Raw genomic sequence first — 19,161 nt, 5'->3', positions numbered from 1 at the left:
CCTTATCCTTGAGGGAATGCTTTATTGAATGGTTTGACATCGATGTGTTCGTACACCCCTTCTTTTAAGAAAGGTTCATCCTGTAGCCATGTATCCAGCGCTTCACGACTGTCAAAATCGACAATAATGGTACTGCCATAAAAACCGGCCTGTGGATTGGCTGGATCTTTAGGCATGGCACCTGCAACAATCAGGCGACCTTCAGCATTTAACTGTTCCAGACGTGCAAGATGTTGTGGACGAATCGCGAGGCGTTTTTCAACTGTACCTTCCCGATCGGTACAGCTAACGACGAATAATGGCATGATGACTCTCAATCGTTTGTAGTTGGACTTATTCAGTGGTCTTAAAGTATTTGCGCAATACAATAAACTGAATAATGATAAAGGAAAACATCACGATCATGTCACCGAATGCGGTAAATTCGCCCCAATATTTTCCATCCATCCACAAATAGGCGAAAAAGGTATGCAGAAATGACATCAGCACAAACATCGCCACCCAGGCATAGTTTAGCTTGAACCAGCCTTTTTCGCTTAGATTGAATACCGGACCAAACAGGCGCTGAATAAGGGGCTTTTTATCCTTGCTAAACCAAGGGGATAAGAAAAAGACTCCGGCAAAGACCAGATTCAGTAACACGGCTTTTAGACGGATATAAAAATCATCGCTGAGGATCAGGGTGATACCACCAAAAATCACCGTCATAAACAAGACAATCCATTGCTGCTTGTCCAGACGGAATTTTTGCATGACAAATAACGCACCATAGACGACCAGCATGGAAATAATCAGACCTGTGGTTGCAACAAGAATATTATTATTGTCGACACCCCCCGCAGAACCGATCAATTGCAGCAATTGATGGTCAGTGTCTTTTGGATCTACAGTTTTATATAAATAAAAGAAAATAATGAGTGGCACAAAGTCTAAAAGTGCTTTCATGTTAGAGTATCTAAATCTGATCAAATAAATGTCATAGTATAGAGATGCACGGCGTAGATTTACATACACATAGTAATATTTCTGATGGAACTTTCAGTCCTCAGCAATTGGTCGAAGCGGCTGTGGAAAAACTTGTCCATACTTTGGCTCTGACGGATCATGACACCATGGATGGTTTGGTATTGGCTGAGGAAGCCGCTAAAAATCATGAGATTAAGATCATTTCTGGGGTGGAAATATCCAGCCAGTGGTCACGTCCTGCCACCAAAAAAAACTATGGCGTGCACATCGTCGCCCTAAATATGCAAAATCCTGAGCCTTTACAAAAAGCCCTCAATCAGCAAAAGAAAATCCGGGCTGAACGCTCTAAACAGATTTGTGATCTGCTGGTTCCTTTAATTGGGGAGGATATTTATATTGATGTGCTCGCCAAAGTAGACCATATCCCTGATCGGGTGACACGGACCCATATTGCCAAAACGCTAGTAGAAAAGGGGATTGTGACCCGTCCGCAACAGGCCTTTGATAAATACATCAAGGAAGGCAAGAAAGCTTATGTCAAATTTGATGGCTTGAGTCTTGAAGACACGATTCAGGTGATTCATGAAAGTGGTGGCTTTGCGATACTGGCACATCCGACCAAATATGATTTATCTGCGACCAATATTCGCTACCTGATCGAGATCTTTGCCAAGTTCGGTGGAGATGCCGTCGAGCTGCCACCGGCGATTGAACCAAGTTCCACCCGGCAGATGGTGGATCGAATGATTACTGAATATGATCTTAAAGTTTCGATTGGCAGTGATTTTCATGGCGATCACATGCCCTGGATTAAACTGGGCAATGTCCCGAGTCTTAAACCGGGGCAGGTCGGGATTTGGGAGAGTTTTGTTTAGTCATTCCTTTACCTCGATCTTTTTCATTTGAGAGAAGATTTTCCCTTCGCTACTAATAACAAAGGGCGAGGAGAGAATTATAAATTAAAGCAAATTATGATCTTGAGCCTGAATCGGTGGTGGCGTCGGTTTACCTAAAGTCCCTAACAGTTCAATTTCAATCGTACGTACCATCGAGTCCAGCGGCAAGTCATTACTCTGAGTACCAAAAGGCTCTTCAATTTCCGAACTTAGAGCATCTAATCCTAAAAAGGTATAAGCCAAAATTCCAACCAGTAAAGGCGTAAACAGACCAAGCGTTGAACCTAAACTAAAAGGTAAAATAAAACAGAAAAAATAGACGGTACGATTGAGCAAGACCGAATAGGCAAAAGGCAAAGGCGTTGTTGCAATCCGGTCACAACCAGTCTGGACAATACTTAGTTCTGCTACATGATTATTCATCTGCATATAGATGATGTCGGAGATTTCACCTTCTTTGAGCGCCTGCATTAACTCCCATTGAATCAGGCTTAAGGTATATTGCGGCGCATTGGCCTGCTGATAGAGCTGGGTCACAGCCTGCTGGCTCATGCCGCTGGTTTCCACAAGTTCCGTCGGATTGGCTGTCTGATGGCGTAGCCGGTCACGGAGGACATTGGCAAAGACAATCACATGCTGAATTACACGTTCACGGCGACCTTGAGACAGCATCCGGCAATCACGGTCAAAATGACGTGAATTGGCAATCAAAATGCCCCAAAGTTTGCGCGCTTCCCACCAGCGGTCATAACAGGCCGAGTTCTTAAATCCGAGAAAGATCGACAGTACCACTCCAATCAGGGTAAAGCCGACCAGGGGTAATTCTGGAAAATGAAAATAACCAATATGTGACAAGCCACCGATGATGGCTGACATCAGCATCACTACGCCTAAAGGTGGCAAAACTTTAGGTAAAATCGTCCCCCGCCAGGAAAACAGCAGTTTAAAAACAGTCGGCTGGTCACGTACGATCATTTATTGGAATCATCACAATTTTTTTCATGATCTTGTGGAGTTGTGCCTGCTTTGTCAAGTGCTATTCAATACTGCATTTCCGGTTTGATGAGTTGCTGCTCAGCAAAGGAAAAGCTGCCTTCCAAGGCGATGATGCAATGGTCAATCAGATGGATATCCACTAGCTGGCAGGCCTGTTGAATCTGACGGGTTAACACTAGGTCAGCCTTGGAGGGAGAGGGCCGGCCCAGCGGATGATTATGTGCAATGACAATTGAGGTCGCCTGTTGGCTAATCGCATAACGTAGCAATTGATTAATGGAAATATCACATGCATTGATGGAGCCATAAAACAGTTTTTTAAAGGCAATTTTTCTTAAACTGGCATCCAGACACAGCACGGCAAACACTTCCTGAGTTTCACCGAGCAGTTCAAAACGTAAGTAATCTCTCAGCCGCTTGGAATTGGTAAGTTCCAGTGCATCCTGTTTCAGGTGCTCGGCTATGTAACGCCGTCCGAGTTCCTTGACGGCCATCAGTTGAGTATATTTACTGATGCCCATGCCATGAAACTGGCTGACTTCCTGTAAAGGTGCATCGAGCAACGCAGTCAAATGACCAAAATGCTGAATCAGCAAACGCGCCAGATCAACTGCCGAATGTTGCTGGGAACCGGAGCGTAGAAAAATAGCCAGTAGCTCGGCATCGGACAGACTTTCTGCGCCATATTGAATTAAGCGTTCTCGCGGCCGTTCTTGTTCCGGCCAGTTTTTAATAGAAAATTGCATAGTTATTAGACTTATTTATTATGAATTATCAGTTTTCCCGCAAGCTGATCTCTTGGGGATGCGATTATTTAATGCTATTGTGAGCCCCACTGCAACAGCAAGGTAATCTGTTCGTGAGCTTTGATCTAAGTGTAATTCCTCATAAAAATATCATTTTGGCCGTCACTGGCGGTATTGCTGCCTATAAAAGTGCAATTCTGGTCCGCCGTCTGAAAGATGCCGGATTTGATGTGCGGGTTGTCATGACTCACGGTGCACAGGCTTTTATTACACCTTTAACCTTTCAAGCCTTATCGGGCAATCCCGTACATACCGAATTGCTGGATACTGAAGCAGAAGCCGGCATGGGCCATATCGAGCTGGCACGTTGGGCAGATCTGTTGCTGGTAGCACCGGCCAGCTGTGACACCTTGGCAAAGTTTGCCGCAGGTCTGGCTGATGATCTCTTAAGTACTTTATATCTGGCGACGAAAGCACCCGTCTGGGTGGCGCCTGCCATGAACCAGCAAATGTGGGCAGCCAAAGCAACGCAGCGCAATCTTGCGACACTGATCGAAGATGGTGTGCATGTGATCATGCCGGACGCGGGATCACAGGCTTGTGGTGATGTAGGTTTGGGCCGGATGCCTGAGCCGGAAGATTTAGCGCATCAGGTGACTGAATATTTTCATAAAGCTCAACGTGCGATTGCGGAAAAATTTGGCCTGCTTGCGGGTAAACAAGTCACGATTACCGCAGGCCCGACCCGCGAAGCGATTGATCCGGTGCGCTATATTTCCAATCACAGTACCGGGAAAATGGGCTTTGCACTGGCTGCAGCCTGTTATGCAGCAGGAGCAAATGTCACCCTGATCGCAGGGCCGGTCAGTCTGGACACCCCAAATGGCGTGAAACGTAAGAATGTTTCTTCTGCTGTACAAATGCTGAATGAAAGCATGCAAATGCTGGAAAACGGTTGCGATATCTTTATTGCGACCGCTGCGGTAGCCGATTATCGTGTGGCACAGGTTGCCGAACATAAAATCAAGAAAGCCGGAGATGAGTTGAATGTCGCTTTAGTGAAAAATCCGGATATTGTCGCCACCATTGCCCAGCAGGAAAAACGTCCATTTATGGTCGGCTTTGCTGCAGAAACCCGCAATATTGAAGAATATGCTGCCGGAAAGCTGGTCGCGAAAAAGCTGGATATGATTGCCTGCAATGACGTTTCACGTACGGATATCGGTTTTGCTTCGGATGAAAATGCCATGACAGTATTCTTTGCCGAGCATTATCAGCTGGATAAACGCGATCTGGAAAAAGCCTCCAAGCAGGAAATTGCCCAGCAGTTGATCGAAGCTATTCATGATGCCCTGCATCGTGATCCATCCAGTGATGATGATTTTTAAAACGATCTGTATCGAAAAAACCCTGAATCCATTAGGGTTTTTTTATGGCTGATTTTTTATCATTAATTCAAAAAAACCATAGAAACCATAAATATTTAGTCTTAATCGAAGCGCTGTTTGTTTATTGTTTTTGCAAAAAAGCATAAAATGGGTCACAGAATAAGCAAAGATAAAAATACTGCGTATATCAGCTATAAGCAGGAAGTGGAAAGAAAAAAAGAGGGGGCGCTATGAAAAAAATCATGATGTTATGGATGGTCGCCTGTCTGGCTGGATGCAGTTATTTTGTCTCGATGGATGAACTGGCCAGAAATATTCAAACGCAGATGCAACGTGAATTTAATTCCAATCGAGATTATCAACATTATCGTTTTACCGTAAAAAAAGTCAAAATTGTCCAGCGTCAAGGGAATGAGTTTCAGGCCATTTCTCATCTGAATTATCAGGGTGAGGAATATCCCATTCATGTAAAAGTCTTTAAGGTGGATGGGGGGTATAGTTGGTCGATTGAAGATGATGCTTTTGCTTTTATTGATGAAATTGAAATTGAAAAATATCGTCAGCAACTGGATCGGGAATTACAGCAACTGGCCTCAGCCTTGGATGATCTGGAACCTGTAGATGAACCAAACCAGAATGTCTCCGGCTCTCTGATCACACCACTGGCTGAACCCGCATTACAAGATGTTTCTTATCAAGAAGAGCCGATTCCGGTGGGTAATATTACGGCGTATACGCAATAACTCATGCGCAATCTCTATAAAAAAGCACCGATGATCGGTGCTTTTTGTGTTTAGGATTCAACTTGTTGATGTTCTCGAACATAATCTTCGGTACGCTGCATCGCTTCCTGAATATTAAAGAGTGCAGTTTCTACATCTTTCAAGGTTTTGGCATTACCACCGCTTAAAGCCTGACGCCATTTACGTGCACCCGGCAAGTTCTGGAATAGTCCCAAAATATGACGGGTAATAATGGATAAAGGTGCACCTTCGGCGATGCGATGAGCAATATAAGGTAGCATCTGTTGCATGATGTCAAAACGGTCTGGTGCATCCAGATTCCACAGTTGGCCCAGTTCAGCCAGTAAGTAAGGATTATGATAGGCTTCGCGGCCAATCATCACCCCATCCACATGTTTGAGATGTTCCAGCGTTTCGGCATAGGTTTTAATTCCGCCGTTGATCTCGATGAGCAGATCAGGACGCTCCTGTTTTAAACGATAGACATCTTCATAACGTAGGGGTGGCACGTCGCGGTTTTCTTTAGGTGATAGACCTTTTAATAAGGCAATCCGCGCATGCACGATAAAATTATTGCAGCCAGTTTTGGCCACGGTGTCGACAAAATGCAGCATCTCTTCATAAGAGTGCATATCATCAATTCCGATCCGGTGTTTTACGGTTACTGGAATATCCACCACGTGACGCATTTCAGCAATACACTCTGCGACTAGATCAGGCTCCGCCATCAGACAGGCACCAATTTTATTATTTTGTACCCGGTCACTTGGGCAACCTACATTTAAATTGACTTCGTTATAGCCCCAGTCCTGCGCCATCTTGGTACAAGTGGCGAGATCTTTTGGATTCGAGCCGCCGAGTTGCAACACGATTGGCTGTTCTTGCGTATTAAAGTCCAAATGACGTTTGGCATCACCGTAAATGATTGCACCCGTAGTAACCATTTCGGTGTACATAATCACATTCGGGTTAAACAGACGCGCAAAGAAACGATAGTCTTTGGTGGTCCAATCCATCATCGGCGCAACACTGATTCGTGGTTGAAGTTTATTTTCAATGGTGGTCAGATCAGTCATTCAAAATCACGCCTTAACGAAATGGAAGAAAGAAGAAGCAATCCATGCAATCACTCAGCTATTGGTTTTTGGCTAAAACCGGATCGGCTGACGTCGCAAAAAGAGGGCGTAATACTAGCATAAAATCAGAAAAACCACCCGGCGAACTTGAGCTAGCCCGGTAAATCCAGGGAATGAAAAAAGAAATAAAATTGGAATTCCCAGTCAAGTTGGAATGGTATATTTTGATAGGAGAAAGATGAAGATAAAAATTTTAGAAATAAGGAGAATAATCATGTTGTTATTGGAGGAAATTTATAAAAGCCATAAAGCACAAAATTCGGCACATTTTAATTTAAGAATTCATCGTGGCTTAGGCTGGTTTAAAAAATCGCTAGACCTTGATCAAGATCTAGATTTTAAGTTTATCAGCCTGTGGATCAGCTTTCAGGCGATTTATGCAGATGAGCGTGATCTGCTTCAAGATCAGAACAAGCTGCAGCAGTTTCTGGAAACACTCTGCCAAAAGGATCTGGATCAGAAAATTAATCATATTCTTTGGGAAAAATACAGCCAGCCGATCTGCTCACTCTTGGCCAATCCCTATGTGGAACAAAGCTTTTGGGATTATCGTCATCAGAAAATTAGCCTGGAAAGCTGTCAGGTTGACTTGGAAACACAGAAACAGAATATAGAGAATGCTTTAAAAGAACGAAATTCTGTTGAAATTTTAGCTGGAATATTTCAGCGTTTATCTACCTTGCACCATCAGATAATGCAGGGTGGCGCCACGTATCACAGCTCGCTGAATTATAAATCATTAGAGGAAAGCTGCCGGATTCTGGCAGCCTTATTGCCGGTTTTTATCTGTATTTTATTGGAAAATTCACAAACTCTTGATCTGAATAAGCCTTATTATCCGGCGGCGCAAGTCAGCTAAATAGAGGTAAAATACTTATGCGGTTGTCTTAGCCTGATGCCATTGATCCAGCAGGGCGAATAGGGTGGCACACAGAGCTAGCCCGAGTCCTGCCAGACAGGTCATGCTCCAGCCACCGTGATGCCAGGCATAAACCCCTAAGGCTGAACCACATGCACCACCAATAAAATACAAGGTCATATACAGTGAATTGACCCGTGATTTGGCATCCGGGCGCAGGCGGAAAATCACGTTCTGGTTACAGCTGTGCGTAATTGCGAGCCCGAGATTTATCAGTCCATAACCGAGAATATAACTGAGCAAGGATACCGCACCAAAGTATAAAAACAGCCAGCTCCCCATCAGGATAGAACAGCCGATCCAGCTCAGTATTTTGATATGGCCACGATCGGCCCATTTACCAATGAACTGCGTAGAAAGTGCGCCAAATACACCGACCAGCGTGACCAGTCCGACCATGACATCAGAAAGCTGAAAAGGTTCCTGTGTCAACAGCAGAGCGATGGTGGAGAACAACATACTCATGGCAGCAAAAGCACACGCACCTGTAAGTGAACGCAAAACCAGTCGTGGTTCCTGCTTGAGTAATATCCCCATAGATTTAAAAATCGCTGTATAGCTGATTCTCAGACGTGGCAGGCTCGGTAGTTTTCCTCTCAAATAAAAACTTAAGGCCAGCATACTTATGCCACTGACGATATAAATCATTTTCCAGTGAAACAGGTCGGAAAGTAATCCAGCAATACTGGTCGAGAGCAGAATGCCAACCAGTAATCCGCTCATCAGGAAGCCCACCACTTCTCCGGTTTTTTCCGGTTTGACCGCCATGGTGGCCAAGGGAATCAGAATCTGTGCAGCTACGGAAAACAGTCCGGCAATGATAGTGCCGACCCAGAGCATTGGCAGATTTACCGCACTGGCACAAATAAATAAACCTGCTGCTGCACCCAACATGAGGAAAGGGATCAGTTTGGTTTTATTCAGCATGTCCCCTAAAGGCACAATAAACAGCAGGCCCAGAGCATAAGAGATTTGAGCAAAAGTGACAGTAAGTGCCACTTGTGATTCAGGTACCTGATAATACTGCTGAATCGATGAAATCAGTGGTTGGCAATAATAGTTCGCACCAGCACATAAACCGCATGCAATCGCCATCAGCCATAATAAGGGCTTATTTTGACTAATATCGAGAGGCGTGTGCATAGGGCTAACCTTGTATTCAGACCGGAAGAATTTAAATGAGAAGTGAGAATAATGTTTAAATTGAGGGCACTATAGGCCAGAAGTTCCCGCTTTAAAAGTAGAGAAATATTGCCAGTATTGAAAATTGTCAGAACTCAGGCAGCTTAAAGAAAGAAGTGCAATTTTAAATAAAAAATATGAGTGAATGTTTGCAGAATTTTTTATCTTTTGATGATGGGGTTGCTTCATTAAAGCGCAGCTCGAGGTAGAAACAATAAAAAAGGATCACTGAGGTCAAAAAAAGTGGAATATTTACTCTATTTTTTTGCGCAAATTTGGTGCAAAAATGGGATTTCCCATTTTGAATCAAGTTCAGTACATTAATATAATAAATAGTACGCAAGGTTTTTTTCTACCCTTTATCTGACTGTTTGAGACTTGGGTCTTATAAAATTTTGGCGATTATTTTTTTGTCAGATGTATCAATTATGTCTGATGAAGATCTGCTCAAAACAAATTCTATCATTTCATAAAATACGATTTTAACATCTAAAAACAGTGCTCTTGCTTGAGTACTAAATCTGTCAAAAAAGTCAAAACTAAAAAAACGACGCAGCTAAAGTGCCGCTATCTATAGGGACTAGAGAAATTGAAAGTCTGCTTCTAAATCAGGAAATACAGCAATCATTGTCAGAATCATCAATGTAACAAAATAAATCAGAAATTCGCGCTTATTTACACCAGCAAAATCTGGATATTTCATTCAGTGGAATGAATATCGTTTATAAAAGCATCGAATATGAATAGCTAGAGAATTAAATAAATGTGCTATTGCAGCATCATTTTTATGAATCATCAGTTCAAAATATAGGTATTTATTAAATAAATAGTAGGTGGTAATTTCAAACAGTTTGATTAGAATCCAAAAATTCAACAAGAACACATCCTGAGGGGAAGCATCGTTTAGACGATGTTTACTTAAGAAAAATTAGCTTGAGGAACGCTCATGCAGATCGGAATTCCAGCCGAAACTGTTGTCGGTGAAAATCGCGTCGCTGCGACGCCAGAGACAGTAAAGAAATTGATCAGCGCAGGACATAGCGTGATTATCGAACGTGGTGCAGGGGTTAAAGCTGCCTATATCGATAGTGCCTATGAACAAGTTGGTGCCAAAATTACGGATGATGCCTATACTGGCAGTCAGTTGATTTTAAAAGTTCGTGCACCGAAAGGTGATGAAATTCAAAAACTCAACCCGAATACCACTATCGTGGCAATGTTTGATCCTTACCGTAATACTGAGCTTGACCAATTCGCGGCACAAAACGTGTCTGCATTTGCATTGGAACTTTTGCCACGAACCTTGTCTCGTGCGCAGAACATGGATGTCTTGTCTTCTCAAGCCAACCTTGCAGGTTACAAGTCGGTGCTTTTGGCTGCGGCTGAATACCAGCGCATGTTCCCGATGCTGATGACTGCTGCGGGTACGGTTAAACCGGCTCGTGTGGTGATCATGGGTGTCGGCGTAGCGGGACTGCAAGCGATTGCCACTGCAAAACGTTTAGGTGCCATCGTTGAAGCCACAGACTTGCGTCCAACTGCCAAAGATCAGGTTGAATCTCTGGGCGGTAAATGGCTAGACGTGCCGATGTCTGCTGAAGAACAGCAAAAAGCGGCTGATGCTGCCAAAAATGGTTATGGCTGGATGCCGGGTGAAGAATACATTCGCGATCAGGCGGCAATTGTTGATAAAGCGGTATCAAATGCTGACATCGTGATTACTACCGCTCTTTTACCGGGCCGTGATGCACCGCGTTTAATCCGTGCTGAAACAGTTGCGAAAATGAAACCCGGTTCAGTAATTCTGGACATGGCAGTAGAATCTGGCGGTAACGTCGAAGGTTCAAAATGTGGTGAAACAGTCTATACCGACAACGGCGTTAAAATTCTCGGCATTCCAAATATTCCGTCGACTGTATCAACTGAAGCCTCTGCTTTATACGCTCGTAACGTATTTAACTTCGTGGAAACATTATTTGATGCAGATAAGAATTTTGTCCTGAATCAAGAAGAAGAAATTCAAAAAGCCCTACTTGTCACTCATGGCGGCCAAGTGCTGCTGAAACGTGGTTAAGGAGAAGACTCATGGTTGAAACAATTACGATTTTTGTCCTTGCCATTTTCGTAGGTTACTACGTGGTGTGGGGTGTAACGCCAGCATTGCATACGCCGTTGATGGCGGTCACTAATGCCTTGTCATCGATCATTATTGTCGGTGCGATGATTCAGACCGTTGGCCTGCCGGTGATCGGCGTTGAAGGTAGCGTGGATTTCCAGACCATTAACGTGGTGAGCGTACTTGGCGCGATTGCAGTATTCCTGGCCAGTATTAATATTTTCGGTGGCTTTGCCGTGACTGCACGTATGCTGGAAATGTTTAAACCTAAGCAAAAGAAAAAAGAGGGTTAATCCATGGAAATGATTCGAGAATATGCGGATTGGTTCTACCTGATTGGTGCCGTTCTTTTTATCCTGACGCTACGTGGTTTATCAGGTCCTAAAACTGCGATTGCCGGTAACCGTTACGGAATGATCGCGATGGCCATTGCGGTCATGACCACCTTCTTTGTAGCTGAGAATCCAGTGGTCTGGATGATCATTGGCGCAATGGTGCTGGGTGCAATCGTGGGTATTGCCCGTGCACGTACAGTTCCAATGACGCAGATGCCTGAAACTGTGGCGCTAATGCACTCATTGGTGGGTCTGGCTGCGGTCCTGATTGCTGTCGCTGCCATTATTCACAACAACAAATTGATTGAACTAGGTCCAGACCTGTTGGCTGCCAATGGTGTCAATTTCCATGAAATGAGCCGTGTTCATTTATTTGAACTGTTTGTGGGCTGTTTCGTCGGTGCGATTACCTTTACAGCATCAGTCTTTGCTTACGGTAAACTGGCTGCAAAGAAATGGGCAAAAACCATTTCAGGTGCATGGGTGAAACCGGTTCAGGCGATCATCTTTATTGCTATGTTAGGTTTTGGTGTTCACTTCTTCCTGACTGGCAATATGACCTCGTTCTGGGCGATGACAGGCCTTGCGCTGGCATTCGGCTGGGTATGGATTGCACCAGTCGGTGGTGGTGATATGCCAGTGGTGGTATCGCTACTCAACTCATTCTCGGGTTGGGCAGCAGCTGGTATTGGTTTTACCTTAGAAAACAACATGTTGATCGTTGCAGGCTCACTGGTGGGTTCTTCAGGTGCTATTCTGTCTTACATCATGTGTAAAGCGATGAACCGCTCAATCATCAACGTTTTGTTTGGCGGTGCGATGGGCGGTGCAGCTGCGCCGACAGCAGGAGCAGGTGAACAGGTCCAACGTAATCAGCGTTCTGGCTCGGCAGATGATGCAGGCTTCCTGATGTCAAATGCAGACAGCGTGGTGATTGTACCGGGTTATGGTATGGCGCAAGGCCGTGCACAAAATGCGGTAAAAGAATTGGCTAACTTGCTAAAAGAGCAGGGCGTAACGGTTCGTTTTGCGATTCACCCTGTAGCAGGTCGTATGCCAGGTCATATGAACGTACTACTTGCTGAAGCGGACGTACCGTATGAAGACATCCTGGAAATGGATGAGATCAACTCGGACTTCCCGGCAACAGATGTGGTGCTAGTGATTGGTGCGAACGACGTTGTGAACCCTGCGGCGAAAGATGATCCAACATCGCCAATTTATGGTATGCCAATTCTGGAAGCCCATAAGGCACGTACGATTATGGTGATCAAGCGTTCTATGGCAACCGGTTATGCGGGTCTCGACAATGACTTGTTCTATAATGACAAGACCATGATGATCTTTGGTGATGCCAAGAAAGTGGTGGAAGATATGACTAAAGCCATTAATGGTACGGGTCACTAATCATCTAAATTATTAGAATCCTCCTAAGTCCCCCTTTTAATAAAGGGGGATTTTTTATTTTATATCTTGGGAAAAGGATGATTGAGTGATCATCGAACGTCTATGTTGATGATGAATTGATCCTAAAATACCAATCAAATCGGTGCATAAGACAAGATGGAAATTAAAAAATAGCGAACAGATTGAGTTGTATTAATGCTTATAAAGTTAGATGAACAGGCAATAAAAAAGCGACCTACACAGGTCGCTTTTTTGAATATTCGGTTTTTACGCTACAGAGTCAGTATCTGTAGGATTGCGCCATAAGCTTTCTAGGTCATAGAATTTACGCGCTGTTGGAAGCATACAATGAACCACCACATAACCAAGGTCGATGAGGATCCATTCAGCATCACGTTCGCCTTCAATACCAAGAGGGCGGAAGCCAGCTTTACGTGCTTCTTCAGCAACGTTATTGGCCAATGATTTGATGTGACGTGTCGATGTACCGCTTGCAATGACCATAGCATCAGCCACATTACTGATACCGCTGACATCAAGCTCAACAATTTCTTTTGCTTTTACATCTTCAAGTGCAGCATGTACGACTTTTAAGCAGTCCTGTACAGCTTGAGAATTTGAATTCATAGTAAGATCGTGAGAATTAGAAGCGCTGGGCGATGGTTCTAAATTCATGGGGAGTGTAATTTCCTAACAATTATGCATGGTCTAATATAGCGGTTTTAGTCCTGAATTTCAAATGAAGCCGCAGTCCACTCAGTCATGCTCCGGAAAGAACTCAGCTTTCCAGTCAAAGGAATCGTTGGAATGTCCGCTAGGTTTATACTCGGCAGCGACATAACCTTGATATTGACTATGTTTTAACCACTGAAATATATCATGATATTGAATTGAACCCGTATTGGGTTGATGCCGTCCCGGACAATCCGCAAATTGGATATGACCAATCGAGGCAATATTTTCTTGCAAAGTTTCTAAGACATCTTCGCCCATCATTGCCATGTGGTAACAGTCGTACTGCATTTTTAAGGCCGGATGATGTACCGCTTCCAGCATTTCCTGGGCTTGGGCAACATTTTGAATCAAAAAACGTGGCATATGGGTGCCATTGATCATTTCGAAGACCGGTTCAATTTGATGCTCAAGCAGCATTGAACAGGCCATTTTTAGGTTACTCGCCAGCGTATTCAGGCAGGGTAAAAGATCACAATCCCTAGGCTGTTTTCCTGCCAGAATGTTCACCCGAGGTACATTCAATGCGGTAGCATACTGGATGGCCTGCTCAACCGCATGACGAAACTCGATTTCCTGTCCTGGAATGCCGGCCAGACCATGACCGCCCTGCATTAAATCGCCCGCTGGCACATTAATCAGGCACAAGTTCAGCTGATGCGTGCTGAGCTGGTTTTGAATCTGGCCAATTGTGAGTTCATAAGGAAACTGGATTTCCACATGATTAAAGCCCTGTGCACGAGCCAGCGCGAAGCGTTCAATCAGCGGCACTTCGGTAAAAATCATCGACAGGTTGACGGCAAGTTTAATCATGTATGTCTCTTCAATATTCAGGGCTGCATCAATCAAGCGTTATGAGTGTTTAAGCTGTTGGATCACAGTGGCCAGATCTGCTTCGGCAAAGCCTTGGGCTTGATGGGCATTTAACTGCGTTAAAGCTTGAGTCGCCACCGGAACATCCAAGTCAAAGCTTTGGGCCAGTTGTACGGCATTATTTAGATCCTTGGACAAGGTCTGTACTTTCCATTGCACCGGTTCAAAGGTTTGCGTGGCCATACGGGGTGCCAGAATCTGAAAAGGCTTGGAGTCGGCAAAACCACCCGCTAGCGCTGGTGCCAGTAAGCGTGTATCTACCCCGGCAAGTCCAGCCAAGGCGACCGCTTCTGCGATCAAGGTGCTATTGGCAGCCACAATCAGCTGGTTACAGATTTTGGTCGCCTGACCGGTACCCGTATCACCCATACGGGTGACGCGCTGTGAAAGTACTGCATAGATCGGATTAAGATTTTCAATCGTCGCGGCATCACCACCGGCAAAAATCACCAGACTGCCTTGTTCGGCTCCAACTGTACCGCCTGAAACCGGAGAATCAATCCAGGTCACTTTCTTGGCCTGTGCTTGCGCGGCAAGTGTTTGAGTTTGTTGTACCGAAAGACTGGAAAAATCCACAATCACTTGCTCCGCAACCAAATACGGTTCGATCTGAGCAAAGATCGATTGCACTGCATGATCATCTGCCAGGCAGGTAAGAATCACCGGATAGTCGGCAATCTGGTCTAAAGATAGCGCAGTTGCCCCTAGATCCAGCAAGGGCTCACAGGCTGCTGGTGTGCGATTCCAGACCGCTACCTGAAAACCTGCCTGAAGCAGACGTGTGGCCATACGAGTGCCCATCAGCCCCATCCCTAAGAAGGCAATTTTAGTATCAAGATTCAACTGCATGCTTTGGTTTATTCCTTTCCTGGATTCAGACTTGGTTTATTTGTACTGGCGTGGCACAAACTGAATATCTGGGTTTTTGTCTTTTTTACGAGCCAATTGACTATTTTTACCCAGTAATAATTTCAGCTGCCAGATTTTTTCCATACGCAGGGATTTATTTGGATGATGCTGCATGGCATCTAGTACAAATTTAGAGGCCATCAGCGCATCTGGAGAGCGTTGCAGCATTTCTTCAGCCAAGGCTTGTGCTCTAGCTAAAGGTTGTTGATCGACATGGGTGATCAGACCGATTTCTTTGGCATATTCACCATCAAAAATCCGGGCAGTTAAGGTCAGTTCTTTGGCCAGATCAATCCCAATCAGGCCTTTCAGTGAACGGCTGAGTCCCATGTCTGGCACCAGTCCCCAACGAGTTTCCATAATCGACATTTTGGTGTCAGGATGGGCAATGCGGATATCTGCGGCCAGAGCAAGCTGCATCCCGGCACCAAAACAGAAGCCCTCCATTGCGGCAATCACCGGAACTGGTAATTCTTGCCAGACCAGAAATGCTTTTTGAAATAAGCTTTGACCAGGACGAATCAGTTCCCATGCGGCATAAGCACGATTTTTAGGATTATTTAAATCTGCCAGATCAATACCGGCACTAAAGACCTGGGCCTCGCCAGTTAAAATCACACAACGGATGCTTTTATCTTTTTTGATTTTCTGTGCAGTCGCGACCAGTTCGCGTAGCAGGGCAAAGCTCATGGCATTGCGTTTATCCGGACGATTCAGTGTAACAGTGGCAATGCCGTTATTTTTTTCCAAGCGCACGAGTGACATGGCATTCTTCCTTACTTTTCCTGGCTTGAGCATAGCATGCAGCCTTTGGCCTTGCATGACAGCTCAGTCACACTTGAGTAAGTTAAGAACTGAGCAGCTTCAGAGGTTTAATTTAAATGTTGCTTCAAAATTTGCTGGGCAGCCTGTTCTACCTGTTCGACTACAGCTTTGAGTTCATCAAAATATTTCAACACGTCTTGAACAAAGCTTTCATCGGCCTTGCGGCGTTCTTTGCGCAGGGTTGAAACGAACTGTTCAAAGCCACCGGTGACTTTCTGCAAAGTCGGTGCACCGACATAGCGGGTCGCGCCATATAAACGATGCAGCACATGTTCCAGTTGTGGAAAATCTTCCAGTTCAATCAGTTGCTGCATTTCATCGAGTTCATCTGCAAAGCTGTCCACCAGCATGCGTAACAGGTCTACCGCCAGATCTTCTTTATTGGCTGCCAGTTGCAGGCTTTGCTGCCAGTCCAGAATATTTGGATCCAGTGCATCAATCACATTGGCGCGTTCCAGTACCGGAATCCGTTTAAAATGCTCGGTAGTCCAGTGCGTCAAAATTTGGATAATCTGCTCGATCTGGATCGGCTTGGTGACATAATCATCCATGCCGTTTTGCAGCAGTTTATGTTTTTCATCAGAAAGCGCATGTGCCGTCAGTGCAATAATCGGCAGACGGCTATGATTTTCAAAAGTTGATTCCAGCGAGCGAATAGCACGGGTGGTATCGATCCCCGACATGACTGGCATCTGAATGTCCATAAAGACCAGATCAAATGCCGGCTGTTCCTGTTCATAACGGCGCTGAATAATATCGATCGCTTCCTGCCCGCTGAGGGCTTTGGTTGTGGTGACATTGAGTTCGCCCAGTAAGGCTTCCAGAACAATCAGGTTCGGCAAATGATCATCCACGGCCAGAATATGCAGGCCTTGACCATTAAATTCTTCATGCTGTTCCTGGTCGAAGACCGGCTGATTGCCGAGTAACTGAATCAGCGCGCTGCGGCTGAGTGGCTGATGCAGGGCACGGGCACGATGGTCGTTGAGCATGCTTGGATCCAGCTGCATCTGATAACCATAGACAGCCAGATGACCCTGATAACGTGAACGGATTTCGCGTAACAAGACCTCACTGTCACCACTATGATCGACGATCAGCCAGGTATTTTCGCTATTCTGTAAATGATTCAGACGGCTAAACAGATCCAGAATCGATGCACATTCAATGTGTTTGACCTGATAATTTTCCAGATAATGCCGCAGTACATTCGCAGTTGCCGGATGTGCAAGATAAGACACCACGGTCAATTCGCTAAAATCAGGATGCTCAATCACGGTATCTTCATCGACCAGGAACTGGGCAGTGAACCAGAAGGTCGAGCCTTTTTCGGTTGGGGCACGTTCCTGATTGTCTTCAAAGCCAATCTGGCCATGCATCAGGCTGACCAGCTGTTTGGAAATTGCCAGACCAAGACCGGTACCGCCAAACTGACGGGTTACCGAGGTATCACCCTGCGAGAAGGACTCAAACAGCTTTTTACGGTCGGTACCACTCAGGCCAATGCCGCTATCCTGTACACTAAAATGCAGCACACACTGATCCATTCCATCATGTTCCATGCGTGCCCGGACAATGATTTCTCCATCCGGAGTGAATTTGATCGCATTGGAAATCAGGTTGGTCAGAATCTGTTTAAATCGTAGCGCATCACCAATAATGTGTTTTGGCACACCATCTGCATAATAGAAGGCCATATCAATATGTTTTTGTGCTGCCAGAGGTGACAACATGTCCATCACATCAAAAATCGCTTCTTCCAGATCAAAAGGTGCCGTTTCCAGTTCCAGTTTGCCGGCATCAATTTTGGAAAAATCCAGAACATCATTGATCAGTGCCAGCAAATGCGCCGAAGACTTACGAATGGTCTGCAAATACAGGCTCTGCTCGTTGCTGAGATTGCCCTGACGTAACAACAGATGAATAAAACCATCAATACTGTTCAGCGGGGTGCGCAATTCATGGGAAATATTGGCCAGAAACACCGACTTGGCCTGGTTGGCCGAGATCGCCTGGTCGCGTGCCTGACGATAGGTAATATTCTGGACTTCTAAAGTGTCGAGGGTGCGGCGTAAATCGTCTTCGGTCTGTTCGGTATGTTCACGCAGTTCCAGAAAGCTGAAATGCAAACGTTTCACCACATTGGCGATATCACGTTGCAATAAACGCAGCTCGCCGGTGCTGTTAATCACCATATGCTGGCCGAGGGTATCGGCATTCAGGCGTTGCAATTGCATGCGAATCTCATACATTGGGGCGATCCAGCGCCGTGAGTAGAAATTCAAGCAAAGTAATAACAATAATAAGGTCAGTAATCCGGTCGCAATCAGTACGATCAGTACTCGGTAACGGGCAATTGCTAGCGGCTGGTTATCCAGTTCGATCGCCAGCCAGCCGGTAGAAAAAGTGTTTTCATTCACTTTAATGGCATAGATATGATTATCTTGATGCAGAATCGGACCAACAAAATTGCCGCTTTTCTCAAATTCTGGCCAAGGCGCCTGTTCCTGAAAACCAATGCCCAAACGGTTCTTGCCATTTTCATCCAGAACTGCTGCCCGAACCAGATGCTTTTCATTCAGCATGTTCTGCATGGCGTTGTGAGCCTGGTCATATTGCCATGGATACAGATTCAAGATATCCAGTGCATATTCTGAGGTGCCTTGAAAACGGGTGAGAATCGCAATGGCCATCTGCTTCTGCTGGGCACGTGCGGCATTCGAGGTCTCAGTCAACACCAGCATGGCACCGACACAGGCCAAAATGGTAATCGGCACAAAAATCAGCGCAATCAGCTGTCCATAGGCATGATTTAAGTGTAGGCGTTTAAACAGCTTTTTGTTGATCGTTGACATGATTTAAGCAGTATTTTCTTTATGCCTGGCATATTAGCATGCTTTAAATCGACAGTTAAAATTTAAGCATAATTTTTATAAAGCTTCGGATTAGCAGTTAAAAATACAAGAGATTTCAGTTAATTTTGCTCAGGTAC

18 protein-coding genes are annotated in these 19,161 nt (G+C 45.0%); 7 read left to right on the top strand and 11 right to left on the bottom strand.

Annotated features, from left to right (window positions below):
* Window positions 1-2: 2 nt before the first annotated feature.
* Window positions 3-305, bottom strand: a complete 303-nt coding sequence (locus MWG72_RS11745) for a YciI family protein (RefSeq protein ID WP_004281605.1) — start codon at window positions 303-305, stop codon at window positions 3-5.
* Between the two features lie 28 nt (window positions 306-333).
* A complete protein-coding gene (locus tag MWG72_RS11740) occupies window positions 334-945 on the bottom strand; it encodes a septation protein IspZ (protein WP_086044473.1) in 612 nt (203 codons plus the stop codon).
* Window positions 946-989: 44 nt separating this feature from the next.
* Here MWG72_RS11740 and MWG72_RS11735 point away from each other — a divergent pair, with 44 nt between their 5' ends.
* Window positions 990-1,841 carry a PHP domain-containing protein gene (locus MWG72_RS11735; RefSeq protein ID WP_247144108.1) on the top strand — a complete coding sequence of 284 codons (852 nt, stop codon included), beginning with the start codon at window positions 990-992 and terminating at the stop codon, window positions 1,839-1,841.
* An 84-nt stretch (window positions 1,842-1,925) separates the two neighbouring features.
* Here MWG72_RS11735 and MWG72_RS11730 read toward each other — a convergent pair whose 3' ends face one another.
* Window positions 1,926-2,837, bottom strand: a complete 912-nt coding sequence (locus MWG72_RS11730) for a bestrophin family protein (protein ID WP_114541813.1) — start codon at window positions 2,835-2,837, stop codon at window positions 1,926-1,928.
* Window positions 2,838-2,902: 65 nt separating this feature from the next.
* The gene (gene radC, locus MWG72_RS11725; protein ID WP_005101798.1) at window positions 2,903-3,604 is read right to left on the bottom strand and encodes a RadC family protein; all 702 of its coding nucleotides are present in this window, start codon (window positions 3,602-3,604) and stop codon (window positions 2,903-2,905) included.
* Window positions 3,605-3,717: 113 nt separating this feature from the next.
* On the opposite strand from radC, the gene coaBC reads away from it, so the two are divergent.
* Both coaBC and MWG72_RS11715 read left to right on the top strand, forming a co-directional pair.
* Entirely contained in the window at window positions 3,718-4,992 is a 1,275-nt protein-coding gene (gene coaBC / locus MWG72_RS11720) for a bifunctional phosphopantothenoylcysteine decarboxylase/phosphopantothenate--cysteine ligase CoaBC (protein ID WP_191112593.1), read from the top strand.
* A 230-nt stretch (window positions 4,993-5,222) separates the two neighbouring features.
* The gene (locus MWG72_RS11715; RefSeq protein ID WP_247144107.1) at window positions 5,223-5,735 is read left to right on the top strand and encodes a hypothetical protein; all 513 of its coding nucleotides are present in this window, start codon (window positions 5,223-5,225) and stop codon (window positions 5,733-5,735) included.
* Window positions 5,736-5,785: 50 nt separating this feature from the next.
* Here MWG72_RS11715 and dusA read toward each other — a convergent pair whose 3' ends face one another.
* Window positions 5,786-6,811, bottom strand: coding sequence for a tRNA dihydrouridine(20/20a) synthase DusA (gene dusA / locus MWG72_RS11710; RefSeq protein ID WP_420908507.1), 1,026 nt, complete (start codon window positions 6,809-6,811; stop codon window positions 5,786-5,788).
* 274 nt (window positions 6,812-7,085) lie between these two features.
* Here dusA and MWG72_RS11705 point away from each other — a divergent pair, with 274 nt between their 5' ends.
* Complete coding sequence (locus MWG72_RS11705) at window positions 7,086-7,730, top strand: hypothetical protein (protein WP_247144106.1); 645 nt, start codon at window positions 7,086-7,088, stop codon at window positions 7,728-7,730.
* A 15-nt stretch (window positions 7,731-7,745) separates the two neighbouring features.
* Here the strand turns inward: MWG72_RS11705 and MWG72_RS11700 are convergent, their stop codons facing one another.
* The gene (locus MWG72_RS11700; RefSeq protein WP_247144105.1) at window positions 7,746-8,933 is read right to left on the bottom strand and encodes an MFS transporter; all 1,188 of its coding nucleotides are present in this window, start codon (window positions 8,931-8,933) and stop codon (window positions 7,746-7,748) included.
* Window positions 8,934-9,918: 985 nt separating this feature from the next.
* On the opposite strand from MWG72_RS11700, the gene MWG72_RS11695 reads away from it, so the two are divergent.
* Genes MWG72_RS11695 through MWG72_RS11685 form a run of 3 tightly spaced genes read left to right on the top strand, consistent with a single transcriptional unit; the run spans window position 9,919 to window position 12,830 of the window.
* Complete coding sequence (locus MWG72_RS11695; RefSeq protein WP_005248073.1) at window positions 9,919-11,046, top strand: Re/Si-specific NAD(P)(+) transhydrogenase subunit alpha; 1,128 nt, start codon at window positions 9,919-9,921, stop codon at window positions 11,044-11,046.
* An 11-nt stretch (window positions 11,047-11,057) separates the two neighbouring features.
* Entirely contained in the window at window positions 11,058-11,381 is a 324-nt protein-coding gene (locus MWG72_RS11690) for a proton-translocating transhydrogenase family protein (protein ID WP_004281642.1), read from the top strand.
* A 3-nt stretch (window positions 11,382-11,384) separates the two neighbouring features.
* Entirely contained in the window at window positions 11,385-12,830 is a 1,446-nt protein-coding gene (locus MWG72_RS11685; protein WP_247144104.1) for an NAD(P)(+) transhydrogenase (Re/Si-specific) subunit beta, read from the top strand.
* 267 nt (window positions 12,831-13,097) lie between these two features.
* Here the strand turns inward: MWG72_RS11685 and rsfS are convergent, their stop codons facing one another.
* The 5 genes from rsfS to MWG72_RS11660 form a co-directional block, all read right to left on the bottom strand.
* Window positions 13,098-13,505 carry a ribosome silencing factor gene (gene rsfS / locus MWG72_RS11680; RefSeq protein WP_004645144.1) on the bottom strand — a complete coding sequence of 136 codons (408 nt, stop codon included), beginning with the start codon at window positions 13,503-13,505 and terminating at the stop codon, window positions 13,098-13,100.
* Window positions 13,506-13,586: 81 nt separating this feature from the next.
* On the bottom strand, window positions 13,587-14,375 hold the full coding sequence (locus MWG72_RS11675) for a hydroxypyruvate isomerase family protein (RefSeq protein WP_247144103.1): 789 nt from the start codon (window positions 14,373-14,375) through the stop codon (window positions 13,587-13,589).
* A 39-nt stretch (window positions 14,376-14,414) separates the two neighbouring features.
* Window positions 14,415-15,284: an NAD(P)-dependent oxidoreductase gene (locus MWG72_RS11670; protein ID WP_247144102.1), complete on the bottom strand. Its 870-nt coding sequence runs from the start codon at window positions 15,282-15,284 to the stop codon at window positions 14,415-14,417.
* 36 nt (window positions 15,285-15,320) lie between these two features.
* Window positions 15,321-16,109, bottom strand: a complete 789-nt coding sequence (locus MWG72_RS11665; protein WP_071851623.1) for a crotonase/enoyl-CoA hydratase family protein — start codon at window positions 16,107-16,109, stop codon at window positions 15,321-15,323.
* 107 nt (window positions 16,110-16,216) lie between these two features.
* Window positions 16,217-19,024: a GacS-like sensor histidine kinase gene (locus MWG72_RS11660; protein ID WP_005106081.1), complete on the bottom strand. Its 2,808-nt coding sequence runs from the start codon at window positions 19,022-19,024 to the stop codon at window positions 16,217-16,219.
* Window positions 19,025-19,161 lie beyond the last annotated feature (137 nt).

The sequence above is a fragment of the Acinetobacter lwoffii genome, assembly GCF_022967985.1.
Taxonomy (GTDB): Bacteria; Pseudomonadota; Gammaproteobacteria; order Pseudomonadales; family Moraxellaceae; genus Acinetobacter.
The sequence above is the reverse complement of the archived record's forward strand: the minus strand, read 5'-3'. Positions and strand labels throughout refer to the sequence as shown.